Origin of the sequence: Rhodococcus sp. ARC_M5 (assembly GCF_022810405.1) — a bacterium.
Classification (GTDB): Bacteria; Actinomycetota; Actinomycetes; order Mycobacteriales; family Mycobacteriaceae; genus Rhodococcoides; species Rhodococcoides navarretei.
In genome coordinates this window covers 90,981-114,895 of sequence record NZ_JALGQE010000003.1, presented here as the reverse complement: position 1 = coordinate 114,895, position 23,915 = coordinate 90,981, and the positions used below count along the sequence as shown (strand labels likewise).

24 protein-coding genes are annotated in these 23,915 nt (G+C 65.0%); 15 read left to right on the top strand and 9 right to left on the bottom strand.

Going from position 1 to position 23,915, the window contains the following annotated elements; all coding sequences use genetic code 11:
* Nucleotides 1-6 precede the first annotated feature (6 nt).
* A complete protein-coding gene (locus MTX34_RS06025) occupies nucleotides 7-714 on the bottom strand; it encodes a response regulator transcription factor (protein ID WP_243593895.1) in 708 nt (235 codons plus the stop codon).
* A 100-nt stretch (nucleotides 715-814) separates the two neighbouring features.
* On the opposite strand from MTX34_RS06025, the gene MTX34_RS06020 reads away from it, so the two are divergent.
* From MTX34_RS06020 to MTX34_RS05985, 8 genes are all read left to right on the top strand, one after another.
* Nucleotides 815-1,819, top strand: coding sequence for a permease (locus tag MTX34_RS06020; RefSeq protein ID WP_374638948.1), 1,005 nt, complete (start codon nucleotides 815-817; stop codon nucleotides 1,817-1,819).
* The gene (locus MTX34_RS06015; RefSeq protein ID WP_243608775.1) at nucleotides 1,816-2,553 is read left to right on the top strand and encodes a TIGR03943 family protein; all 738 of its coding nucleotides are present in this window, start codon (nucleotides 1,816-1,818) and stop codon (nucleotides 2,551-2,553) included. The genes MTX34_RS06020 and MTX34_RS06015 overlap by 4 nt, the downstream gene beginning before the upstream one ends.
* Before the next feature lie 154 nt (nucleotides 2,554-2,707).
* Entirely contained in the window at nucleotides 2,708-3,022 is a 315-nt protein-coding gene (locus tag MTX34_RS06010) for a multidrug efflux SMR transporter (protein WP_243593898.1), read from the top strand.
* 32 nt (nucleotides 3,023-3,054) lie between these two features.
* Nucleotides 3,055-3,858: an ABC transporter gene (locus MTX34_RS06005; protein WP_243593899.1), complete on the top strand. Its 804-nt coding sequence runs from the start codon at nucleotides 3,055-3,057 to the stop codon at nucleotides 3,856-3,858.
* A gap of 194 nt (nucleotides 3,859-4,052) precedes the next feature.
* Nucleotides 4,053-5,189, top strand: coding sequence for a multiple monosaccharide ABC transporter substrate-binding protein (chvE, locus tag MTX34_RS06000; RefSeq protein ID WP_243593900.1), 1,137 nt, complete (start codon nucleotides 4,053-4,055; stop codon nucleotides 5,187-5,189).
* A gap of 8 nt (nucleotides 5,190-5,197) precedes the next feature.
* The gene (gene mmsA, locus MTX34_RS05995) at nucleotides 5,198-6,736 is read left to right on the top strand and encodes a multiple monosaccharide ABC transporter ATP-binding protein (protein WP_243608774.1); all 1,539 of its coding nucleotides are present in this window, start codon (nucleotides 5,198-5,200) and stop codon (nucleotides 6,734-6,736) included.
* On the top strand, nucleotides 6,733-8,064 hold the full coding sequence (gene mmsB / locus MTX34_RS05990) for a multiple monosaccharide ABC transporter permease (protein WP_243608773.1): 1,332 nt from the start codon (nucleotides 6,733-6,735) through the stop codon (nucleotides 8,062-8,064). The genes mmsA and mmsB overlap by 4 nt, the downstream gene beginning before the upstream one ends.
* A gap of 75 nt (nucleotides 8,065-8,139) precedes the next feature.
* Nucleotides 8,140-9,150: a LacI family DNA-binding transcriptional regulator gene (locus tag MTX34_RS05985; protein ID WP_243608772.1), complete on the top strand. Its 1,011-nt coding sequence runs from the start codon at nucleotides 8,140-8,142 to the stop codon at nucleotides 9,148-9,150.
* Nucleotides 9,151-9,199: 49 nt separating this feature from the next.
* Here MTX34_RS05985 and MTX34_RS05980 read toward each other — a convergent pair whose 3' ends face one another.
* On the bottom strand, nucleotides 9,200-10,804 hold the full coding sequence (locus MTX34_RS05980) for a CdaR family transcriptional regulator (RefSeq protein ID WP_243608771.1): 1,605 nt from the start codon (nucleotides 10,802-10,804) through the stop codon (nucleotides 9,200-9,202).
* Between the two features lie 99 nt (nucleotides 10,805-10,903).
* On the opposite strand from MTX34_RS05980, the gene pruA reads away from it, so the two are divergent.
* The 3 genes from pruA to MTX34_RS05965 all read left to right on the top strand — a co-directional run bounded on the left by pruA (nucleotide 10,904) and on the right by MTX34_RS05965 (nucleotide 13,756).
* Nucleotides 10,904-12,553, top strand: coding sequence for an L-glutamate gamma-semialdehyde dehydrogenase (gene pruA, locus MTX34_RS05975; protein WP_243608770.1), 1,650 nt, complete (start codon nucleotides 10,904-10,906; stop codon nucleotides 12,551-12,553).
* Entirely contained in the window at nucleotides 12,550-13,494 is a 945-nt protein-coding gene (locus tag MTX34_RS05970; RefSeq protein ID WP_243593906.1) for a proline dehydrogenase family protein, read from the top strand. Before pruA ends, MTX34_RS05970 begins: the two co-directional genes overlap by 4 nt.
* A 73-nt stretch (nucleotides 13,495-13,567) precedes the next feature.
* The gene (locus tag MTX34_RS05965; RefSeq protein ID WP_243593907.1) at nucleotides 13,568-13,756 is read left to right on the top strand and encodes a hypothetical protein; all 189 of its coding nucleotides are present in this window, start codon (nucleotides 13,568-13,570) and stop codon (nucleotides 13,754-13,756) included.
* A 150-nt stretch (nucleotides 13,757-13,906) separates the two neighbouring features.
* Here MTX34_RS05965 and MTX34_RS05960 read toward each other — a convergent pair whose 3' ends face one another.
* Together MTX34_RS05960 and MTX34_RS05955 are read right to left on the bottom strand one after the other, a co-directional pair.
* Nucleotides 13,907-14,308 (bottom strand): STAS domain-containing protein, encoded by a 402-nt coding sequence (locus tag MTX34_RS05960; protein WP_243593908.1) that lies wholly within the window; start codon nucleotides 14,306-14,308, stop codon nucleotides 13,907-13,909.
* 217 nt (nucleotides 14,309-14,525) lie between these two features.
* A complete protein-coding gene (locus MTX34_RS05955; RefSeq protein WP_243593909.1) occupies nucleotides 14,526-15,005 on the bottom strand; it encodes a MarR family winged helix-turn-helix transcriptional regulator in 480 nt (159 codons plus the stop codon).
* A 208-nt stretch (nucleotides 15,006-15,213) separates the two neighbouring features.
* On the opposite strand from MTX34_RS05955, the gene MTX34_RS05950 reads away from it, so the two are divergent.
* Nucleotides 15,214-17,214: an MMPL family transporter gene (locus MTX34_RS05950; RefSeq protein WP_243608944.1), complete on the top strand. Its 2,001-nt coding sequence runs from the start codon at nucleotides 15,214-15,216 to the stop codon at nucleotides 17,212-17,214.
* Complete coding sequence (locus MTX34_RS05945; protein ID WP_243593910.1) at nucleotides 17,211-17,840, top strand: lipocalin family protein; 630 nt, start codon at nucleotides 17,211-17,213, stop codon at nucleotides 17,838-17,840. The genes MTX34_RS05950 and MTX34_RS05945 overlap by 4 nt, the downstream gene beginning before the upstream one ends.
* 103 nt (nucleotides 17,841-17,943) lie before the next feature.
* Here the strand turns inward: MTX34_RS05945 and MTX34_RS05940 are convergent, their stop codons facing one another.
* Together MTX34_RS05940 and MTX34_RS05935 are read right to left on the bottom strand one after the other, a co-directional pair.
* Nucleotides 17,944-18,531 carry an FKBP-type peptidyl-prolyl cis-trans isomerase gene (locus tag MTX34_RS05940; RefSeq protein ID WP_243608943.1) on the bottom strand — a complete coding sequence of 196 codons (588 nt, stop codon included), beginning with the start codon at nucleotides 18,529-18,531 and terminating at the stop codon, nucleotides 17,944-17,946.
* Nucleotides 18,532-18,590: 59 nt separating this feature from the next.
* The gene (locus MTX34_RS05935) at nucleotides 18,591-19,445 is read right to left on the bottom strand and encodes an SDR family oxidoreductase (protein WP_243608769.1); all 855 of its coding nucleotides are present in this window, start codon (nucleotides 19,443-19,445) and stop codon (nucleotides 18,591-18,593) included.
* Nucleotides 19,446-19,558: 113 nt separating this feature from the next.
* On the opposite strand from MTX34_RS05935, the gene MTX34_RS05930 reads away from it, so the two are divergent.
* Entirely contained in the window at nucleotides 19,559-19,933 is a 375-nt protein-coding gene (locus tag MTX34_RS05930; RefSeq protein WP_243608768.1) for a helix-turn-helix domain-containing protein, read from the top strand.
* 181 nt (nucleotides 19,934-20,114) lie between these two features.
* Nucleotides 20,115-20,594, top strand: coding sequence for a DUF6764 family protein (locus MTX34_RS05925; RefSeq protein WP_243593913.1), 480 nt, complete (start codon nucleotides 20,115-20,117; stop codon nucleotides 20,592-20,594).
* Between the two features lie 324 nt (nucleotides 20,595-20,918).
* Here MTX34_RS05925 and MTX34_RS05920 read toward each other — a convergent pair whose 3' ends face one another.
* The 3 genes from MTX34_RS05920 to MTX34_RS05910 all read right to left on the bottom strand — a co-directional run bounded on the left by MTX34_RS05920 (nucleotide 20,919) and on the right by MTX34_RS05910 (nucleotide 23,821).
* Nucleotides 20,919-21,938 carry a hemolysin family protein gene (locus MTX34_RS05920; protein WP_243593914.1) on the bottom strand — a complete coding sequence of 340 codons (1,020 nt, stop codon included), beginning with the start codon at nucleotides 21,936-21,938 and terminating at the stop codon, nucleotides 20,919-20,921.
* Nucleotides 21,935-23,338 (bottom strand): hemolysin family protein, encoded by a 1,404-nt coding sequence (locus MTX34_RS05915; RefSeq protein ID WP_243593915.1) that lies wholly within the window; start codon nucleotides 23,336-23,338, stop codon nucleotides 21,935-21,937. The genes MTX34_RS05920 and MTX34_RS05915 overlap by 4 nt, the downstream gene beginning before the upstream one ends.
* A gap of 120 nt (nucleotides 23,339-23,458) precedes the next feature.
* A complete protein-coding gene (locus MTX34_RS05910) occupies nucleotides 23,459-23,821 on the bottom strand; it encodes a universal stress protein (RefSeq protein ID WP_121872675.1) in 363 nt (120 codons plus the stop codon).
* Nucleotides 23,822-23,915 lie beyond the last annotated feature (94 nt).

The following is a 23,915-nucleotide window of genomic DNA, read 5'->3' as shown; positions in this document are numbered from 1 at the left end:
TGCCCGTCACCGTGGCCGGCGCATGACGTAGCCGACTCCCCGCAGTGTGTGGATCAATCGCGTATCACCCGTGTCGACCTTGCGCCGCAGGTACGACACGTACGACTCCACCACTCCCACTTCACCCCCGAAGTCGTAGTGCCACACGTGGTCGAGAATCCGCGGCTTGCTCAGCACGGTGCCCGCGTTGACCATGAAGTACCGCAGCAACGTGAATTCGGTGGGCGAGAGCGAGACCGGCTCGCCCGCCTTCCACACCTCGTGGGTGTCGTCGTCGAGTTCGATGTCTGCGAACGCAACTCGGGACGGTTGCGCGTCCTCGCTCTTGCCCGATCGACGCAGGATGACCCGGAGCCGAGCCACCACCTCTTCGAGCGAGAACGGCTTGGTGACGTAATCGTCCGCACCGAGGGTCAGTCCGGTCACCTTGTCCTCCACGGAATCTCGCGCGGTCAGGAACAGGGCGGGCGCATCGATCCCGTCCGCTCGCAGCCGGCGCAGCAGACCGAAGCCGTCCATGCCGGGCATCATCACGTCGAGAATGAGCGCCTCGGGTCTGAAGTTGCGGGCCTTGTCCAACGCCTCGGGACCGGATGACGCCGTCGCGACCTCGAATCCCTGGAATCGGAGGCTGACCGACAGCAGCTCGACGATGGTCGGTTCGTCGTCGACGATCAGGACTCGTGCCTCGGGTGTCTCGCTCACGATGTCCATCATCGCGCGGGTAGCTGCTCGTCCGCTGCACTCTCGCTGTGAGGTTGCTGTGAGCCACGGCCGTCACTCCGAAACCTGGAGGAGGCATGATGGCAGGAACATGGTCGACGCGAACACGGACACCCGCACCAGGACTCGGATTCCAGTGTCATCCATGCACGTATTCGCAACTCTGCTCGTGTTGGGCATCGTGTTCGGCGGCGACATCGCCCAATGGGTCGACTCGTCTCCCGCGCTGCGGACCGGCGCAACGGTGTTCACCGGGATCTTCGTGCAGGCGACGCCGTTCCTGGTCCTCGGTGTGCTCGTGAGCGGAGGCATCGCCGCATTCGTCTCGCCCGCGGTGCTGCAGAAGGTGGTGCCGAAGAACGCCACCGCTGCCGTCGGAGTGAGCGGACTCGCGGGAATGGCGTTGCCCGGGTGCGAGTGCGGTGCCGTTCCCGTCTCGCGTCGGTTGATGGATCAGGGTGTACCCGCGTCTGCGGCTCTGGCGTTTCTGCTGTCCGCACCGGCGATCAACCCCGTCGTCCTCGTCTCCACCGCCGTGGCCTTTCCCGGCGAACCGGCGATGGTTCTCGCCCGGTTCCTCGGATCGCTCGCCACCGCTCTGGTGATGGGCTGGCTGTGGACCAGGTTCGGCAAGGCCGAGTGGATCACCGCTCGACTCGCTGATCGTGAACACCGCCACGGAACCTCGAAGTGGGAGACCTTCCGTGAGTCGGCGCGTGCGGATCTGCTTCAGGCCGGAGCCTTCCTCGTGTTCGGAGCAGCGGCCGCCGCGCTGCTGCACCTGGTGGTTCCCGACTGGGTGTTCACCCATCTCGCCGGGCAGTTGTTGCTGTCGATCGTGGTCATGGCTGTTCTCGCGGTGATCCTGGCATTGTGCTCGGAGGCCGACGCATTCGTCGCCGCGAGCATGTCGATGCTGCCGCTGCTGCCACGGTTGGTCTTCCTGGTGGTCGGACCCGCGGTCGACGTGAAGTTGATGGCGATGCAGGCGGGTAGTTTCGGACGCGGCTTCGTGGCTCGCTTCGCCCCGCTGACGTTCGTCGTCGCGATCGTGTGCGCCACGGTGTGCGGTTACCTCGTCCTGGGTGCGCGATGAAACGTGAGGTGCAGAATCTTCTGCTGCTCCTCCTCGGCGGAGCCATGGTCAAGATCTCGTGGGACGGCAGCTTTGTGCGATACGTCAAACCGTCGCTGCATCCGTATCTGCTGACCGCCGGGGTGTTGATCGTCGCCCTGGCGATCGCGTCGATCGTCGCCGACATCCGCCGCGGTGGGCCAGGGGACGACGGACACGATCATGATGCGCGCCCGTACTGGCTGCTCTTGGTTCCGCTCGCGGTCATCCTGTTCGTCGCACCGCCCGCACTGGGAGTCTCGGCAGTCGGCGATCGATCCGTCACCTCGGCGGCCGATCGTCAGAGGACCGCGTTTCCACCCCTGCCGGACGAGCGCGCGCCCGAGGTTCCGCTGCTCGATGTCGTGCAACGCGCGGTCAGGGACACCGAAGGCAGCCTCGACGGACGGGAGATTCGCGTCACCGGATTCGCCGTCGCGACTGCCAACGGAGGCTCGCCGCGGGCCGACGGCACGACAGAAGGCCTCGACCTCGCCCGCATTCTCATCATCTGCTGCGCGGCCGACGCCAGGTCCGTCAGGATTCATCTCGACGCAGGTAGCGCAGCTCTCGACGACATTCCGGACGGCACCTGGCTGCAGATATCGGGAACCGTCGACGCTGCCACGGCGACGGAGGACACCGCGTTCACACCCACGATGACGGTGTCGACGGTCGAGCGAATCGAGGCACCGGCGAACACGTATGCCTACTGAGAACTCGAATGCTCTGTCCCGACCCGGCGAGGATTGGTACGATCGTACAAGTCACTTCCGACAATCGGACGAGCGCACACCAGGAGTGGAGCCTGCGGAACGACCCTCGTGCGGAGCCCGAACAGCGACAAGACGGTGCAAGGAGTGATTTCTCATGGCTTGGCTGATTCTCGTCGTCTCCGGCGTCCTCGAAGCGATCTGGGCCACCGCACTCGGTAAGTCCGAGGGCTTCACCAAACTCGGACCGTCCGTCGTCTTCGGCGTCGCGGTGGTGCTCAGCATGATCGGTCTCGCGATTGCGATGCGGTCGTTGCCCACCGGTACCGCCTACGCCGTCTGGGTGGGAATCGGTGCCACCCTCACCGTCACGTACGCGATGATCACCGGTGCCGAAGCAGCGTCGTTGCTCAAAGTCGCGCTTTTGGTCGGCATCGTCGGCTGCGTCGTCGGACTGAAGGTTCTTCACTGATTTTCCGAGCTACAAGCAGTTACAGTAAAAAGATGAACTGGGTGTCAGCGATCACACTGCCCGCGCGGGCCGGAATTGCTATCGCCGAGCAGGCGATCGGCGTCGCAGAGGTCGCGCTGGCGACCACCAGGATGGCCCTGGCCACCGGTGCGTCGGGCACGGCCGGAGTGGCGTCGCTCGCCAACCCGCGCGGCGGCACGATGCAATTGCTCGCCCAGCTCGGCCAGCTCACCTCCGACGACCGCGCCCTGGGCAACGCACTCAAGGAAGGCGGGCCACTGGATCGCCTTCTCGCCCAGGGTGGCGTCGTCGATCGCCTCACCTCCGAGGACGGCACCCTCGAACGCCTACTGTCTCCGGGCGGCCCGGTCGAGCGAATCCTGGCCCCCGGCGGACCCTTGGATCGGCTGCTCGCAGAGGACGGTCCGCTCGAACGATTGCTCGCCGAGGGCGGCCTCCTCGATCGCATCACGGCCACCAACGGACCACTCGAACGACTGACGGCCAAGGACGGCCCGCTCGAGGTGCTGACCCGTCAGGACGGCCTCATCGAACGAGCCATCGCCGAGGAGGGCATCCTCGAAACGCTTCTGGCCGAGGACGGTGCCGTCGAGCGCCTGACCGCCAAGGACGGTCCACTGGACCAGTTGGTCAAGCTCTCGGAGACGCTGACGTCCGTGGCCCCGAACATCGAGCGGATGAGCATCTCGATCGACATCCTGCAGGATTCGGTGGAGATCCTCTCGGCCGCCGTGCACCCGCTGGGAGAGTTGGTCGGCCGGCTACCCGGTCGTTGGCTCAAGAGCGGCAAGCAGTCGGTGCAAGAGCTGCACTGACCCGTCCGACAGGCGCGTACGGCGGTTCCTGATTCGGTTGATGTTAGCGCTCACACTGGTCACGTGGGTGCAGAACGGAAATCTTTGACAACGTGGATGTTATCGCTCACACTTTCGTCTTGATGTGATGCGAACCACAAGGGACACCCCGGCGGCCCCGCTTCACGGTCTACTCCACTACGCAGGGAGAAACGATGAAGTTTCGACACCTATCCATGGCCGCGGCCGCGGTGGCACTCACCCTCACGCTCGGCGCGTGCGGATCGAGCACCAAGACCGCGGACGAGGCCCCGGCCGAGGGCGGCAGCACGGCGGGAGCCCTGATCGGCGTCACGATGCCGACCAAGTCATCGGCTCGATGGATCGCCGACGGCGACAATCTCAAGAGTGCGCTCGAGGGCCAGGGCTACAAAGTCGATCTGCAGTACGCCGAGAACGACATCCCCACTCAGGTCAACCAGATCGAGAACCAGATCACCCAGGGCGCAAAGCTTCTCATCGTGGCCTCGGTGGACGGCACTGCCATCACCACGCAGTTGCAGGAAGCCAAGGACAACGGCATCGGCGTCATCGCCTACGACCGTCTCATCCGCAACTCGCCCAATGTCGACTACTACGCGACCTTCGACAACTACAAGGTCGGCGTCGACCAGGCCACGTCGCTACTCGTCGGTCTCGGCCTGAAGAACGAGGACGGCACCGACAAGGCCGACGCGCCTGCAGGCCCCTTGAACATCGAGGTCTTCGCCGGTTCCCCCGACGACAACAACGCCACCTTCTTCTTCGACGGCGCGATGGAAACCCTGAAGCCGTACCTGGACAACGGAACTCTGAAAATCGGCAGTGGCGAGTCCGACTTCGAGACTGCCGCAACACTGCGCTGGGATCCGGCCACCGCCCAGAAGCGCATGGAGGATCTGCTCACCAAGACGTACTCCTCGGGCCAGAAGGTTCAGGGCGTGCTCTCGCCGTACGACGGCCTGTCGATCGGCATCCTCTCCGCACTCAAGAGCAACGGCTACGGCACCGCCGGCCAGCCGTACCCGATCGTCACCGGCCAGGACGCCGAAGTGCCGTCGGTCAAGTCCATCATCGCCGACGAGCAGTACTCCACGATCTACAAGGACACCCGGGAACTGGCCGAGGTCACGATCGCGATGGCTCAGGCCATGCTCGACGGTGGGACGCCGGAGACGAACAACACGACGGACTACGACAACGGCGACAAGGTCGTTCCCGCGTACCTACTGCAGCCCGAGATCGTCAACAAGGGCAACTACGAGCAGCTGCTGGTCGAAGGCGGCTACTACACCGACGATCAATTGAAGTGAGTTCGGCGATGACGAGCCCGATCTTGGAGATGCGCGGCATCACCAAAACTTTTCCCGGCGTCAAGGCGCTACAGGATGTCACTCTCTCGGTGAATCGCGGTGAGATCCACGCGATCTGCGGCGAGAACGGCGCAGGCAAGTCGACGCTCATGAAGGTGTTGTCGGGTGTCTACCCGCACGACACGTTCGACGGCGAGATCGTGTTCGACGGTCGGCCGTGTGCATTCTCCGACATCAGGAGCAGCGAAGCCGAGGGCATCGTCATCATTCACCAGGAACTCGCGCTGAGTCCGCATCTCTCGATCGCCGAGAACATCTTTCTCGGCAACGAGCGGTCGAAGCGCGGGTTCATCGACTGGAACCGCACCAACTCCGAGGCCGCAGCCCTACTGAACCGGGTAGGGCTGCGGGAGAACCCCGTATCGGTCGTGGGCGATCTCGGCGTGGGCAAGCAGCAACTCGTCGAGATCGCGAAGGCACTCTCGAAAGACGTGACGCTGCTGATCCTCGACGAACCGACTGCAGCACTGAACGATTCGGATTCGGCTCATCTCCTCGACCTGCTGCGCGGACTGCGCGACGAGGGCATCACGTGCGTGATCATCTCGCACAAGCTCAACGAGATCGCGGCCGTCGCAGACCGCACCACGATCATTCGCGACGGCCGCACCATCGAGACATTGGACATGCGCAACCCGGAGGTCACCGAAGACCGCATCATCTCGCTGATGGTCGGCCGCGATCTCGAGCACCGATTCCCACCGCACGAATCCACGGTGGGAGAGGAGGTTCTGCGCATCGAGGACTGGACCGTACACAGCCCCACTCAGCACGGCCGAACCGTCGTCGACGGGGCGAATCTGACGCTGCGCCGCGGCGAGATCGTCGGTCTCGCGGGATTGATGGGTGCCGGACGCACCGAGTTGGCCATGAGTGTCTTCGGCCGTAGCTACGGCATCGACATCTCGGGGCGTCTGTACAAGTACGGCAAGGAAATTCACGTCAAATCCGTCAGCGACGCCATCCATCACGGGATCGCCTACGCCACCGAGGACCGAAAACGGTACGGCCTCAACCTGATCGACGACATCAAGCGCAACATCTCCACCGCGGCACTCGACAAACTGGTGACCGGTGGATTCGTCGACGACAACCAGGAGTACAAGGTCGCCGAAGGCTTCCGCAAGAGCATGAACATCAAGGCACCGAACGTCTCCGCCGTGGTCGGCAAGCTCTCCGGCGGCAACCAGCAGAAAGTCGTGCTGAGCAAGTGGATCTTCAGCGATCCCGATGTGCTCATTCTCGACGAACCGACGCGAGGAATCGACGTCGGCGCGAAGTTCGAAATCTATTCGATCATCAACGGTCTCGCCGATGCGGGCAAAGCAGTTCTGGTGATTTCGTCCGAACTACCGGAACTGCTCGGGCTCTGCGACCGGATCTATGCGCTGTCCGCAGGCCGCATCACCGGTGAGGTGACTCGCGAGGACGCGACGCAGGAATCTCTCATGCATCTCATGACCCGTGGAACAGGAGTACTTCGATGAATCAGTTGTCGACCGTGCGGGGGTTGCTCACGCGCAACCTCCGCCAGAGCGGAATCTTCATTGCATTCGCGCTGATCATCGTGCTTTTCACCGTACTGACGGGCGGTCAGCTTCTGGTGCCGCAGAACATCAGCAACATGGTGGTGCAGAACTCGTACATCCTCATTCTGGCCATCGGCATGGTCGTGATCATCATCGCGGGCCACATCGACCTCTCCGTCGGATCGGTCGTCGCGGCAACCGGAGCGATCGCGGGTGTCCTGATGGTCCAGCAGAACGTGCCGTGGCCGTTGGCCGTCCTGATCACCCTGATCGTCGGTGGGCTGATCGGTGCCTGGCAGGGGTATTGGGTTGCGTACTTCGGCATTCCGGCATTCATCGTGACTCTGGCCGGCATGCTCATCTTCCGAGCGGTCACTCTCATCGTTCTCGGCAACCAGGGCATCGGGCCGTTCCCCGGTCCCGTGCGGACCCTCTCCAACGGATTTCTCCCCGGCTTCATGGGCAATGTGGGCCTCGGGCCGCTCGGTGGTGCCGATATCTTCACGCTGCTCGTCGCGATCCTCGCCGTTGCCGGAATCGTGTTCACGCAGTGGCGTTCTCGGACGGGCCGTCAGAAGTACGGGCAGGCCGTCGACGCGATGCCGCTGTTCCTGGCCAAGATGATTCTGGCCGGCGGTCTGGTGCTCGCCATCGCCGTCCAACTTGCCCGCTTCAAGAACCTCCCGTACGTGCTGATCCTTCTCGCCGTGCTGGTGATGGCCTATTCCACTCTGGCAGGCAGGACGGTGTTCGGTCGGCACGTGTACGCCATCGGCGGAAACATTCACGCTGCGTCGCTCTCCGGCATCAAGGTCAAACCGGTCACCTTCTGGATCTTCGTGAACATGGGAGTGCTGTCCGCCCTCGCCGGAATCATCTTCGCCGGCCGACTCAATCAGGCCGGCCCCACCGCGGGCAACGGCTTCGAGCTCGACGCGATCGCGGCGGCCTTCATCGGCGGCGCAGCGGTGCAGGGCGGCGTCGGACGCATCGTCGGAGCGCTCACCGGTGGACTCATCATCGCCGTGATCAACAGCGGAATGTCGCTCATCGGTTCGCCCAGCGAGCGCGTTCAGCTGGTCAAGGGGCTGGTGCTCCTCGCTGCCGTGGCATTCGACATCTGGACCAAACGCCGAGCAGCGAGCGGTAAGGGCAGCAAGGGCGACAGAGCCGCGCCGCCGAGCAGCTATCTGGGTGTGCCCGTCCCGGCCGAGATGTTCTCCGGTCCCGAGTCCGGTAAGCCTGCACCCACCACGACCGGCTCGGCGGTGACCACACCCACGTAAACCACGTAGTCGCGGGCATCACGGGCCCGGGCATGCTGTGATTGTCCTCGACCAAGTAAGGGAGGCTCGGACACGATGACGCCGACTCGCGGACCCGCCATGACCGATGTCGCCCGGCTCGCAGGCGTGTCCCATCAGACCGTCTCCCGCGTCATCAACGGTCACCCCAACGTGACCGAAGTGACGAGAACGAAAGTGCATCAGGCTATCTCGGAGCTCGGCTACCGGCCGAACACTGCAGCTCGCGCTCTCGTCACCGGCCGAAGCAGGACCATCGGAATCGTGGGAACCGGGAATGCTCTCTACGGTCCGGTGTCGACGCTCTACAGCGTCGAATACGCAGCCCGCGAGGCCGGCTACTCCGTCGTGGTCGGCGTCCCCACCTCGTTCGAGGAGTCGGCGATCATCACTTGCGTGCGCCGATTGCAGAAGCAGGGGGTCGACGGCGTCGTCGTCATCGCTCCACTGCGAACCGACGGCGGCGACATCGCCGATCTGGCCGGCGAACTCCCGCTGGTCGCCGTCGAGGGTTCGCCTGCCGGTGATCTGGCCGTCGTCTCGGTGGATCAGATCGCCGGAGCGAGAGCCGCAACCGCCCACCTGCTCTCGCTCGGACACAGCGCCGTGTGGCATGTGGCCGGCCCGCTGGGGTGGTACGAGGCTGCCGATCGCGTCACCGGATGGCGGCTGGCCCACGAGGATGCAGGCATCGATCCGCCTGCCGCCCTCAGCGGCGACTGGACCGCGAAATCGGGGTTTCGGGCCGGCACCGAACTGGCCGGGAACACCGACGTCACTGCAGTGTTCGCCGGCAACGACTCCATGGCACTCGGGGTGCTGCGCGCACTGAACGTCCACGGCAAGCGAGTACCACAGGACGTCAGCGTGGTCGGCTTCGACGATGTTCCCGATGCGGAGTTCTTCTCACCACCGCTGACCACCATCCGCCAGGAATTCACCGACGTCGGTGTCCGAAGCGTCGAAATTCTGCTCGACCAGATCGACACCGGAAACCGAAGCACCAGGCGTTCGAGCATCGAACCGAGACTGGTGATCCGAGCGAGCACCGGTGCCGCACGTGCATGAAACTTCGTAGCCTGCTACGAGGTTCTATGCACATGGGCCGCAGGCCCTCTTACATCCGCAGCTGTATTTCCACCAGTAGGCGTGCGTCGGAATCGGTCAGGTCGAGGTCCAGGATCTGCTCGACGCGGCGAATACGGTAGCGCAGGGTGTTCGGGTGGATGTGCAGTCGCTCGGCACCGGCCCGAACGTCGCCGAAGCACTCCAGATAAGCCTCGAGACTCTCGCGCATTCTCGAGTCGTTCGTGGCGTCGTATCGGTCGAGGGCGGCGATCCGCGGGTCTCGGAGCTGTTCGTGATTGGCGATCAGTTCCAGGATCTCGCCCAGCAACACAGAGGTTCTCGACTCCTCCAGCGTCGTGACGCGTACCTCGCCGGTGGTGCCGTCGAGTACTCGGTCGACTTCGAATCTGGCCACCGCCACCCCGTCGAGGTCGGCGATCGGTGCGGCGACCGCGGCGCGCAGCGCCAGCGAGGTACGCGTCTCGATCCGGCCAACGGCATCGGCGGTCCACGCCGCGATACCCGTGCCCGACGCCACCCCGGGAAACAGTGCGTAGATTCTCTCACCGATGATCGTGACCAACGAATCTCGGCGGAAAGCACTGGCGTGCAATCGAATAGCCGGGGCCAGGGAGCTGATCTCGAACTCCCCGCAGGCAGCGAATCCGACGACCGCTGCAGATCCCGTGGTGGGTATCGACAGCGCCGATGCCAACGACGGGACGTCGACACCGCCGCCCCTGGCCCCCAGCAGGCGCTGAATCTGCAGGGCCTCGTTGGTGGGGGCATTCGCAATGCGGGTGATCAGTCGGGCCGCAACGGCGGAGGCACCACGCAGTACTGCGTCGGCGTCGGCGGCGAGCGGGGCGGAACCCTCCTGCACCCAGATCGTCCCGAGGGTCGTCGGGCCGATCGAAACGGTCGTTCCGCCGGCTCCACTCCTGCCGGCCATCCGACGAATCCCCACCGCGAGGCGTCGACGAATCACCAGTTCGGGATCCGCGGGTACGTCGATGACGTCGTCGGTGCGGCGGAGTCGATCGAACACGCCGCGCTCGTGCAGTCTGCGCAGATAGTCCGCCGGACCCTCTCGCCCGAGTATCGACAGGGTGCGTAGTTCGTCGGCCGCGTCGTCGGATGCCGAATAGGCCAACACGTGCGAGCGCTCGTCCTCGATGCTCACCATGCCCTTCGTCAGCGACGCCACCGTCTGCGCGAGTTCGTACAGGTCGGTGTCGGCACCGAACAGTCCGTCGTCGGGGCTCTGGGCCCGGACCTGGTCGAGGACTCCACGCATCATCGACAGCAACAGCTCCCACCGTGTCTGCTGGTGCACCGCAACCAGTGCGATGCCTGTCTCTCGCGCACCGTGGGACAGCGCAGTCGAGGCGGCGACTTTGGTCAGCACCGCACGCGGTCGGTCTGCGACCGGGCGCAACGCGAGATCGTCGAACCACCGCATCACATCGGCCTCGGTCACGCCCACCAGCAGCGCCAGATCAGCGGATGTTCCCGGAGGTGACCGCAGGTCGTCGGCGTCGAGCAGCGCGACGGACTCCACGGCCATGTCCATTCCCACCGGTGCCACCACGAGCTCGACGACGGCGCTGTGCAGTGAGGTCAGCAACGATCGCAGCGACACAGTGTTGGCCATACGGACAAGTAGATCACGAATTCTTTGGCCGACGGACTGATTGAACGAGGTGCGGATCGGTCTTCAATGAACAGCACACACCGAAGACGAGGAGCAGCCATGGACGCCGTCACATCCGTCCCCACCCCCACCAACGAGCCGGTCAACACCTACGCCCCGGGGAGCCCGGAACGCGCTCGCCTCCGGACCAGCCTGACCGAGCTCCGGACATCGCCCGTCGAGATCCACCAGGTCATCGGCGGCGTCCACCGCGTTGCCGACGGCCCGGTCGAGAACGTCGTCGAGCCGCACAGGCACTCGTCGATCATCGGCAGCTTCACCGGGGCCAACCACCAGGATGTGCGTGACGCCATCGACGCCGCCACGGCCGCCGCCCCCGCGTGGCGCGATCTCCCCTTCGACGAGCGAGCCGCAGTGTTCCTGCGCGCCGCCGATCTGCTGTCCGGTCCGTGGCGCGAAAGAATCGCTGCTGCAACGATGCTCGGACAGTCGAAGTCGGCCTATCAGGCGGAGATCGACGCACCCTGCGAGCTGATCGACTTCTGGCGGTTCAACGTCGCATTCGCACGACAGATCCTCGCCGACCAGCCGGTCTCGGCTCCGGGAGTGTGGAACCGCGTCGAATACCGTCCGCTCGAGGGCTTCGTCTACGCCATCACCCCGTTCAACTTCACCGCCATCGCAGGCAACCTCCCCACCGCGCCTGCCTTGATGGGCAACACCGTGCTGTGGAAGCCCTCCCCCACTCAGGCAGTGGCCGCGTATCTGACGCTCCAGTTGCTCGAAGCCGCAGGTCTGCCACCAGGGGTGATCAACCTCGTTCTCGGCGACGGGCCGATGGTGTCCGAGGTGGCCCTCGCCGATCCGCGGCTGGCCGGAATCCACTTCACCGGATCCACCGCGACATTCCAGACGCTGTGGCGCGAGGTGGGCAACAACATCTCGAACTACCACTCGTACCCACGGCTCGTGGGCGAGACCGGCGGCAAGGACTTCATCGTCGCGCACAGCTCGGCCGACCCGGATGTGCTGACCACGGCCATGATTCGCGGCGCGTTCGACTTCCAGGGACAGAAGTGCTCGGCAGCGTCGAGGGCGTTCGTACCGAAATCGCTGTGGGCCTCGATGGGCGATACGTTCATCGAGCAGGTCTCGGCCCTGAAGTACGGCGACGTGACCGACCTGTCCAACTACGGCGGAGCCGTCATCGACCGAAAGGCGTTCGACCGCAACGCAGCTGCCCTCGATCGGGCGAAGTCCGTCTCGAGTCTGACCATCGCCGCCGGTGGTACCTGCGACGACTCGGAGGGGTACTTCGTCTCTCCCACTGTGCTTCTCGGCGACGATCCCACCGACGAGGCGTTCACCACCGAGTACTTCGGCCCCATCCTCGCCGTCCACGTGTACGACGACAGCAGGCCCGACGCCTATGCCGAGACCCTGCGCACCGTCGACTCCGGATCGAAGTACGCATTGACCGGTGCGGTCATCGCCACCGATCGCACCGCCGTCGAACAGGCCCATGCGGCATTGCGATTCGCCGCCGGAAACTTCTACGTCAACGACAAGCCGACCGGCGCAGTGGTGGGACAGCAACCGTTCGGCGGAGCCCGCGCGTCGGGCACCAACGACAAGGCGGGTTCACCGCAGAATCTGCTGCGCTGGGCCTCGGCCCGCACCGTGAAGGAAACGTTCGTACCGCCGACCACGCACGGCTACCCGCATCAGGAAGGTGAGGGCACGCGATGACCACTCTGTTGAGCAATCCGCTGCGGCCGGCACTGCTGGCGGCGGCGCGTTCACCGAAACTGCAGGCGACGGTGACGCGGCTGCGCGCCACCCGATCTCTCGTCGACCGCTTCGTCGCGGGCGAATCCGAGCCCGCAGCCGTCAGCGCAGTCGACGCCCTGCTGGCGTCGGGCCGGTTCGTCTCGGTGGACTATCTCGGTGAGGACACCACCGATCGAGCTCAGGCGACAGCAACCGTGGACGCGTATCTGTCACTGATACAACGCTTTTCGACGCGTGACGCCGATGCGACTGCACTGGAGATCTCGCTGAAACTGTCGGCGCTCGGCCAGGGAATCGACCGGACTCTGGCACTCGAGAACGCGCGGACGATCTGCACTGCTGCCGCCGCGGCCGGGGTGTGGGTGACGGTGGATGCCGAGGACCACACCACCACCGATTCGACCCTGTCGATCGTCCGCGAACTGCGCGTGGACTTCCCCGACCTGGGTACGGTGCTGCAGGCGTACCTGCGACGAACGGAGGCCGACTGCCGGGACCTGTCCGGGCCGAGATCTCGTATCCGACTGTGCAAGGGGGCGTACAACGAGCCGTCGTCGGTAGCGTTTCAGGGTGCACGGGAGGTGTCCGACTCCTACCTCCGGTGCCTGCAGGTGCTGATGAACGGCCGCGGCTACCCGATGGTGGCCTCACACGATCCGGAGATGATCGAGGCGGCAGAACGTCTCGCGTCGGCTGCAGGACGGTCGTCCGAGGAGTTCGAGTTCCAGATGCTGTACGGAATCCGCGATCCCGAGCAGCGGCGACTGGTGGACGCCGGACAACACGTTCGCGTGTACGTCCCGTACGGATCGCAGTGGTACGGCTACTTCATGCGCAGACTGGCCGAGCGTCCGGCGAACCTGGTGTTCTTCGCTCGATCGGTGCTCTCCCGCACGTAGTGGGCCGGCCGCCGCACACGCCTCGACGCTTCTGTGTGGATTAGGTTGCGCGGCATCGGGGCATCCCGAGGTCATGGCAAATTACAGAGTTATCGATCCGCACGGAACCGTCGTCGACACCAAGGACATCTCCAGTTCCGAGGACGCGCACGCGTGGTTCAAGGACAGCCGTTCCGACAACGAGGAGTTGGGGTGGCGACTCGAGGTCGAGCACGACGGCGAGTGGGCGTTCTTCAGCGATTCCGAAGGAACCAAGGACTAGTTCGCCCGTACGGAAACACTCACGGACGATCCTGCGCCCCGGCCACCCCGTCGGGCAGGGTCGTCCGTTTCTGTGAGGGACCGAACGAACAGTGGGCAGCCCCTGTACTGGAGCTGCCCACCTCTTGTCGCGGCGATGATCGCCGGAGTTCTACTGGTCGGTCGAAGGACGAGCCGTCGGAATCGTGGACTCGAGGTCGGCGACCTGGATCAGACGTGAGACCGAGCGTCCTGCGACGATCGACCATGATGCACCGATACCGGCCGTGTACTCACGGACTGCATCGAAGACGGTGAGACCTGCGATGCCGAAGAATTCGACATTGGACAGATCGAGAGTGACATGCCGTTTGCTGGACACGCGGCTGCAGACGAAATCGGAGAACATCGGCGCGCTGCGCATGTCGATGTCGCCGTGGACGGCGACGACGAGTGAACCGTCGGGACCGTCGTGCGCGGTGAAGATTGCTCCGGTTGCTGCGACCGACACGGACTTCTCCGCGACGGTCACCGGGGTGGTTCGAACTTTGTTGCCTGAAGATTCAACACTCATGGCAGATCCCATCGATCGGTCGAACTGAAGGGGAAACCGATTGACGCAGCGGGAGCAGAAGTGTTGCCTGACCCGGACGCCGACTTCGCTGCGTTTCCCCGTGACCGGCTGTTAGCTCAACCAGGGACAACCCTACGTCACTCGCACGCTCGGCGTCCAGCATCGGATCGAGGAGGCCGCCCACCAGCAGTTCGAACACTGCGCCCGGGCGCACGCACTATGCGCGAGTGCTGTCACCCAGGTCGGCGTGGTGTTCGCGCATAGCACCGATGAGTGCTTCGAACACTCGATGCGCGGCGGCGAGATCCGTATCGGGGAGGTCCGCCAACGCAGCGCTGGTGCGCCTGCCGAGGGGTCCGAAGAACCCGCGAGCAACCTCCATCCCGTGCTCGTCGTAGCGCAGAATGACCTTGCGTCGATCGGACGCGTCGGATTCGCGACGGATGTGCCCCGACGCGATCATGCGCTCGACGAGGTAGGTCATCGCCGCGGACGACAGTCCCAACATGGTGCCCAGTTCGCCCGCCGTCAGCGGCGCACCCTCGACATCGGCGACCATGACGTGCAGCAGTGCTCGGAAATCGTTGGGGCGCAGGCTGTGTAGAGCCCCGAACACTTGGCCGATCTGTTCGGAGACCGACGACAGCGCTCGCAGATCCGCAGAGATCGCGGATTCGAGGTGGTCTCGGTCGGCCATGTCGGTGGTAACTCCTTCGCTACGGTCAACGTCAGAGTACTGCCCACAACAGATTCAGTTGCTTAATATCTAAGTAAATGAGATTGTTTGGAACGTGGACAGCACCCGAACCGAGAACCCCGCCGCCTTGGACCGCGTCGCCGCAGCCGTGACGCACCGTAGATCGTGGGCGATCGCGCTCGCCATCCTTGTTCTCTCCATCGCCGTCATGGGGCTGGTCGGCAGCAACGACTCCGCCGACCAATCACCGAACTCGTTGCCGACGTCGGCCGAGTCCTTCCAGGTGGACGAGCTGCTCTCTCAGTTTCCGGACTCCGACTCCGCCCCGGTGATTCTGGTACTGAGCCGCGTCGACGGCGGTGACCTCACACCGGCCGACATCGAAGGAGCAGCTGCCGCACAGAGCCGGCTGCTCGCCGTCGACCGTTCCGTACCGGACGAGCCCGGACCTCCCCCGATCGTCGCACCCGACGGCAAAGCTGCGATCGCGCTGGTCCAAGTCGATTCCGAGCTGTCGGGCTTCACGCTGAACGAACTGATCACCGAACTGCGGTCGGCCGCGACCGACGGCCTCGCACCGGAGCTGCGCGCTCAGGTCACCGGCGGACCCGCCTTCGGTGCCGACATCGCGAACTCGTTCTCCGGGGCCAACTTCACTCTTCTCGCCGTCACCGCACTCGTGGTGGCCGTCCTGCTCATCGTCACCTATCGGTCACCCATCCTGTGGTTGGTGCCGCTGGCCGTCATCGGATTCGCCGACCGTTTCGCCACCACCGTCGGCACCGCCCTGGCCGAGGTCACCGGCCTGTCCTTCGACGGGTCCACGTCGGGAATCACCAGCGTGCTGGTCTTCGGTGCCGGCACCAACTATGCGCTGCTGCTGATCTCTCGGTACCGCGAGGAACTGCGGCGCGAGCCCGATCATCGCCTCGCCCTCCGCCACGCCGTCCGCCAGGCCGGACCTGCCATCCTCGCCAGCAACGCCACCGTCGTACTGGCGCTGCTCACGCTGCTATTGGCGATACTGCCGAGCACCCGCAGCCTGGGCGCTCTGGCCGCAGCCGGGCTCGTCGTCGCAGCGGTCTTCGTACTGTTCGTACTGCCGCCGCTCCTGGCACTCTGCGGCCCGAAACTGTTCTGGCCCTTCGTTCCCAAGGAATCGGACCGGGACACCACAACGGAGGGCGTCTGGCACTCGATCGCGGCGGGCGTCTCTCGACGCCCCGTAGCGACGGCCTCGGTCACCATCGTTGCGCTACTGGCGTGCTGCGCAGCATTGTTCGGGACACAGATCGGACTCTCTCAAACCGAACAGTTCCGCGTGACCGCCGAATCCGTCGAAGGCTTCGACACTCTCTCGCAGCACTTCCCGGCCGGATCGGCCGATCCGATGACGGTCCTGGCCCCCACCGCTGACATCGACGGGGTCATCAGCACAGTGGAGGGGATCGACGGAGTCGTCTCGGTCGACCGCGTCGCAGATTCGGACACCGGACTCACTCGCCTCTCGGTCGTCACCGACGCAGCTCCCGCATCGGACGAGTCGTTCACCGTGGTCGAGAACATCCGCGGCGCACTCAGCGGCGTGGACCAGGCACAGGTAGGTGGCAGCGACGCCAAGGCGCTCGACACGACGGACGCAGCGGCTCGCGATCGCCTCGTGGTCATTCCCGCCATCCTCGCGGTCGTGCTCGCCGTCCTCCTGGTACTGCTGCGCGCCCTCGTCGCACCCGTGATCCTGGTTGCCACAACGGTATTGAGCGCAGTGGCCGCGATCGGGATCGGTAGCTGGGTGAGCCTGCACATCTTCGGATTTCCGGCCCTCGACGACAACACTCCGCTGTTCGCGTTCCTGTTCCTCGTTGCCCTCGGCGTGGACTACACCATTTTCTTGGTCACACGCACCCGCGAGGAGACGCCTCGGCACGGCACCAGATCAGCTATCGTGCGGGCAGTGTCGGCTACCGGAGGTGTCATCACGAGCGCGGGAATCGTTCTGGCTGCCGTGTTCTGCGTGCTCGGCGTCCTCCCGCTGATCACTCTGACCCAACTCGGCATCATCGTCGGACTCGGTATTCTGCTCGATACCTTCGTCGTACGCACCGTGGTGATTCCCGCCCTGTTCACCCTCATCGGCCCGGGGATCTGGTGGCCGAACAGGATCGACTCGAGCAAGAACACATCCGCAACTCAAGGAGCGAACACATGAAGATCCGCAACGCATTCGGCCGCACCGCACTCGTCGGTGCCCTCGCCGCTGGTGCACTGCTGACCGCGGCCCCGGCTCAGGCGCAGCCGGTCGGCCCCCTGGGATCGGTCGGCCTCGAGCCACTGGCTCCGATCCCGTCACTCGATGTCGAGCGCTACCTGGGCACCTGGAACCAGGTCGCCGCCGTGCCGCAGCCCTTCAACCTGATCTGTGCTCGTGACACGCAGGCGAACTACCAGATGATCGACGAGTCCAACATTCGCGTCGAGAACACCTGCACCACCTGGACCGGCCAGGAGAACCGCATCGTCGGTAACGCACGAGTCAACGACACCGTCACCAATGCCCAACTGCACGTGAGCTTCCCGGGCGTCCCCACGCAGGAGAGCCAGGAGGGGCCGACCAACTACATCGTGGCCTACATCGCCGACGACTACTCGTGGGCATTCGTCGGAAGCCCCACCCGCACGTCCGGATTCGTACTCAAGCGCACGCCCGACGTCAGCGTCGAGCAGTTCCGTGAGATCCGCGGCGTCGTCGAGTCGTTGGGTTACGACTCGAACTTCATCACCACGACGCCCACCCCGGGCGGCGCGACGACGATTCAGCAGCTCTCGACGGTGTAGTGCGGCGGAGCCGCAGTGGTGCGGTTGAGTGCCCCCCTGGGGCACGCGGGAGTGGAGCCCGCGGAACGACCCAGAGACAGAGCCGCACCACTGCTGGAGGCACTCAGCTCGCGGACAGGATCGAGATAGCGAAGATCAAGCTGTCTCCCGGTTCGATTCCTGCCTGCGGCTGACCGCTCGGGTAGCCGTCCGCCGCGGTCGCAGCAACGGCGACGGTCGAGCCGACAGTCTGTCCAGCGATGGCCTTCTGGAATCCCGCGACGACTCCGTCGAGCGGGAACTCGACCGGTGCACCCCGGTCGAAGCTGCTGTCGAAGGTTTCCCCGTTGCGTCCGTTGACGCCCATGTAGCAGACGGAGACCTCGGCGTCGGCTGCAACGACCGGTCCGTCTCCCTCGGCCAGGGTCTCCACCTGTGTCTCCGCGACGCTGAACGGTGCTTCGACGGTGACCGAGGGTGCTGCCGTGTCCGTGGATCCGACGACGGCGATGCTGCCGGTGTCTCCGTCCAGCGTCCAGTCTGGTGTGGCAGCGGCGTCGGGTTCCGCGGTGGGGCAGGTGCTCGCGGCTGTGGCACCGGTGCTTGCCGACGCCGAGGCCGACGGAGTGGAGGTCGCCGGGGACGAGGAGTCCGCATCCGAACTGCAGGCTCCCGCCAACAGGGCGAGCGAGGCGGAGGCGGCCAGGAACATGGTGCGGGTGTAGGAGTGATTCACCGCGCCCACGGTACAAGTACCGCCCCCGATGCCCGTCAAACCGCAGCGCGAAGCACGTCTGCCACCGGGGTGGATGCGCGACCGATCAGGGACTGCAGGTCTCCGGAATCGGTGTCGAGTTCGCCGCGAGAAATGCCGGCGTCCGCGCTGGCCAACATCGTTGCCACGAAGTCGGGCAGTCCTGCGCCCTGGAGAATCGCGGCGTACTCGGACTCGGCGACGTCCTTGTAGGCGATCGACTTGCCGGAGATCTCGCTGATGACGGCGGCAAGCTCGGCGTAGGTGAGGCGTTCGTCGCCGCCGAGCTCGTAGATCTTTCCGCCCTGATCGTCGAGTGTCAGCACGGCGGCGGCCGCGGCGGCGAAGTCGACGCGAGACGCGGCGGCGAGCTTGCCGTTGCCTGCCGCGCCGAGGAGCACTCCGCCCTCGATGGTCTGCGCGAGGGAGCCGAGGTAGTTCTCCCAGTACCAGCCGTTGCGCAGAAACACAGCGGGGATCGGCGAGGCCGTCAGCCGCTCCTCGGTGGCCTTGTGCTCGGGCGCGAGGCTGATGCCGGAGGTGTCGGCGGCGAGCAGGCTCGTGTACGCGACGAGACCCACCCCTGCGGCCTCCGCTGCCTCGATGACGTTGGTGTGCTGCGCAATTCGCTGCCCGACCTCCGAACCCGAGACGAGCAGCAGCTTGTCCACGCCCGCGAACGCAGACGTGAGGGCGGCCGAATCGGAGTAGTCGGCTACGCGCACCACCACACCGCGTTCGGCGAGCGTCGACGCCTTGTCCGCGTCGCGTACGACCGCCACGATGTCTGCGGGCGCGAGACCGCGTTCGATGAGTGCGTCGACGACGAGTCCGCCGAGGTTGCCCGTTGCTCCGGTTACCGCTGTGGTCATGATCGAGCTCCTGAGGTTGAGGTTTCAAGTTCTGCACAACTATGCGCTTACTTTTCGTGCAGTGCAAGCAGAGAAATCACTGCTTCTTTTTTCACATGCGCTAGCATGGCGGAATGCCCGAACCCGCCGCGTCACTCGAAGCGTCCGTCTTCGCGCGGGACTGCGCGTCGAGACAGACCTTGCAGAACGCGACCAGCAGGTGGGGCGTCCTCGCACTCGCCGCGCTCACCGAAGGCGACTATCGATTCAACGCTCTGCGCCGACGCGTCGACGGCGTGAGCGAACGCATGCTCTCGCAGACTTTGCAGACTCTCGAACGCGACGGCCTCATCGTGCGTACCGTGCTCGAAACCATTCCACCGAAGGTCGAGTACAGCCTCACCCCACTCGGACGCGACGTCGGTACCCGATTGACCGACCTCATCGAATTGATCGAGGGATCGATGCCGACCGTTCTCGAGTCGCGCGCCGAGCACGACGCTCGCTGATCATCCGGGGCGTTATCTCGGCGTTATGCTACCGAGATGGATTCGTGATTCCGATGACCTCCGACGGCGTTGCAACGGGGTAACACTCGGACGAAGGGAGTCGGGTCCCGAGCACGGTTGCCCGGCGACCGACACGATCGGCACACCGGTGCCGACGCACCGATCTCGGGAGGCATTCACCATGTTCCACACCAAGAGAATTGTCGGCGGCGCAGCAGCATTCGGATTCGCCTGTGCGTTCGCGGCACTGGTACCCGGCACCGCATCGGCCGCGCCGGTCGCCTGCACCACCGCACCCGGCGGGGTCGATGTCGCCACGATCGACGGAGGATCGCAGTGCGACAGCTCCGCCGACGTCGCGAGCGCGGCGGCCGGCTTCGGGCTGGAGGGTTGGGGCTCGGCCGAGGCCATGAACAACGCAGCCGCGCTTGCACTCGGACTGAGCGGTGGAACTGCCGTCGCCAACGGCAGTTTCGGCGGCGCGCCTGCAGCCATCGCGTTCGGCCCGGGTGCCGTCGCACAGAACACCGCAGCCGGCCTCGGGCTCTCGATCGCAGTGGCAGCGCCGGGCTCGACCATCACGCTCACCCCGACCGGTGCGGTGTGCAACGGTGCCGGCATTGCCGGCAGCTTCACCACCTTGCAGGGCTGCATCGGCTGACGTACGCCACGGGGGCGGACACGAGTGGGCGATATGGATGTCACGGGGGTCCGCGTGATCTACAGTCTCACTGACCGACACTCTCGGTCACCCACAGTCTCGGAACGCGAGCCGGCAACGGCCCGCTGAACAAGGAGTTCGACGGCAATGATGTCCTACCTGCTCTACGACGTTCTGCTCCCCCAACTCGGCCACGACGTCGCGTCGTACTGGGCACACCTGTTGGTCGTCGCCCCGATCTGAGTTCTCGGGTCCGATACGAAAAGAGCATCCCCGCTCGGCCGCGCAGGCCGGGCGGGGATGCTTGGTTCGAAACCCTCCGAATCAGACGGGTTGAGGCAACAGTCGTGTCAGCACGTCGGACAGGGTCACGACGCCGACGCTGCGCGCCGGATCGTCCGCCGCTGCCGAACCGTCCACCACCAGAGCCAGGTGGTGCCGGGTCTCGCGCATCGACTGCAGGGCAACGTACACCGGAGTCGTCGCCTCGAGTGTGTACGCCGGACGCGTGATCTCCGCGAGGGTCTGCGGAGCGGTCAACGTATCGCGCACGTGCACCACTCCCTTGACCACGTCGGCGTCGCTGACCAGGATCCGCAGATGCCCCGAACGACGCGACGCCTCACGCACGTCGTCGATGGTCGCCGTCGACGGCACCGACGTCGGCTTGCCGAATTGGCGCACCAGGTCGCCGACCGTCAGTTCCTGCAGTTCGAGCGCACTCGAGATCTGCGCCTGGTAGCTGGCGTCGAGAGCACCGACATTCACCGAGTGCTCCACCAACTGACGAAGATCGTCGGCGTTCTGGCCCGTACCCACGGTGTCGGCCGGCTCGACGCCGACCCGGCGCAGGCACCAGTTGGCCATGTTGTTCAGTGCCGTCAGAACCGGGCGGGTGACAAACATGAACCCGCGCATAGGAATTGCGAGCATCGTTGCCGACTTCTCCGGATGGGCGATGGCCCAGGACTTCGGAGCCATCTCACCGACCACCAGGTGCAGGAAGGTGACGACGATCAGCGCGAGCACGAAGCCGAGGACGTCGGCGAACCAGTACGGCAGGCCGCCGCTCTCGAACAGAGGCGTGAGCCAGTAGTGCACGGCCGGCTTGGTCGTCGCACCGAGGCCGAGGGTGCAGACGGTGATGCCCAGTTGGGATCCGGCGAGCAGGACGGTCAGCTCGGACGAACTGCGCAGCGCTGCCCGCGCCGCCCGTGAATTGGGAGCGGCGTCCTCGAGTCGATGCCGTTTGGCGGCCAACAACGCGAACTCGACGGCCACGAAGAAGGCACTGGCAGCGATGAGGCCGATCGTGACGGCCAGGAAAACCCAGATGTTGCTCATCGGTGCACACTTTCCTTCGTCTCGGCCGACTCGTCGTCGTGCTCGGGGTCACGCTCACCGAGCGTCAGGGTCAGCAGAGACGGGACGTGGCTGTCGATCTCCTCGATCTCGAGGATCACGAAGCGAACCGGACTCTCCTCGTCGTTCGCCAGATCGGCATTGTCCGGTGGTAGGTCCACTTCGATACGTTCACCGATGTCCGGCAGAGATCCGTTGTGCGCGATGGCGAAACCGGCGATGGTCTCGTAATCGCCCTCGGGCAGATCGATACCGATGGAGCGTTCGACCTCGTCGATGTGCACTTCACCGGCCATGGTCCAACTACCGTCGTCGGCGCTGACCGGGCTCGGATCGGACAGGTCGTCGTCGTGCTCGTCGGTGATCTCGCCGACCAGTTCCTCGGCCAGGTCCTCGATCGTGATGACGCCGGTCAGACCGCCGTATTCGTCGATGACGCAAGCCAATTGGTTCTTCGTCGAGCGCAACTCGCGCATCGCGTCGGGCAGGCTCTGGATCTCCGGAAGGATCAACGCGTCCCGCGTGAGCTCCGAGATCGGCGTGGAGCCCGGCACCGTCGCGGCCAGTACGTCCGCGAGATGGACAACGCCTACGATGCCGTCGTCGTCGTCGAGCACCGGGTACCGGGAGTGTTCCTGGCCCATCAGGGCCGCGACCTCGGCGAGGGTGTCGGTATCGCGAACCGTCGCCGAACGTGAACGCGGAATCATCGCGTGTTCGACTGTGCGAGTGGGAAAGTCGAGGATCCGGTCGAGCAGCGTCGACAACTCGTCGGGCAGATCGCCGGTCTCGCGTGAGTCCGAGACGATGTGCTCGAGGTCGCGCAGGCTGGCCGAATGCTCCACGTCGTGCACCGGCTCGATCTTGAGCGCCTTGAGCAACAAGTTGGACGACTGATCGAAGATGGTGATCAACCAGCCGAAGAGCTTGAGGTAGATGGTCGTCGAGAGCGACAGCCATCGGGCCACCGGCTCGGGACGAGCGATGGCGAAGTTCTTGGGAAACAGCTCGCCGAAGAGCATCTGCACGAACGTCGCGAACGTGATCGCGAGAACAGCACCCAGGCCGACACCGACTGCCGTCGGAACTCCGACCCCGCCCAGCATCGCGCCGAAGGACTGACCGATCAGCGGTTCGGCCACGTAGCCGACCAACAGGCCGGTGACCGTGATGCCCAACTGTGCACCGGACAGCATGAACGACGTGCGCTTGGTGACAGTCAAGGTACGAGCGGCGACGGCGTCACCGGCCTCGGCGCGAGCCTTGAGACGGGACCGGTCGACGGTCATGTACGCGAATTCCTGGGCTACGAAGTAGCCGGTCGCGACGGTGATGAGGAAAACGACGAGCAGGCCGAGCAGAAGAGTGAGCAGAACGCTCATTCGCCGGACACCGCCTCGCACGTAGTAGCCGTAGTGCGGGGAGCCGTGTCCGGCCCGGGTTTATCGCTGTCCATGATTCCTCGGGGTCGTGTGGTGTGAAGTTTGTCCGATACTACTCGGTCACGGCGCCTTCACCACCAGGACGGGCACCGGGCAGTCCAAGAGCACCCGCTGCACGGTGCTGCCCATCAAGAACTTGCCCACCGCTGAACGACGCTTGGAACCGATGACGACCATGCCCGCACCGACGTCTGCGACGAGATCGACCAGAGCGCCCGCCGGGTCGCCGCCGTCCGGTTCGACGCGCACGGTCGTCGCCTTTCCGGGGAGGGCTCGCTCCACTTCCGCCTGAGCCGCGCTCTGGTCCTCCGCCGACACGGAATCGCGGTCCACCACGGACAATACGATCAGCTCGGCCTGACGCAGCTCGGCCTCGGCGGCACCACGTCGCAACGCTTCCTGCCCCTCGGGTGTGTTGCTCATCGCTACTGCCACTGCGCTCGCTACCGACACGGTGTCTCCCGTTGCTCGAATCCATCGAAGATCGTCCTCGATGTTGTGAACTGGACTAATCCGA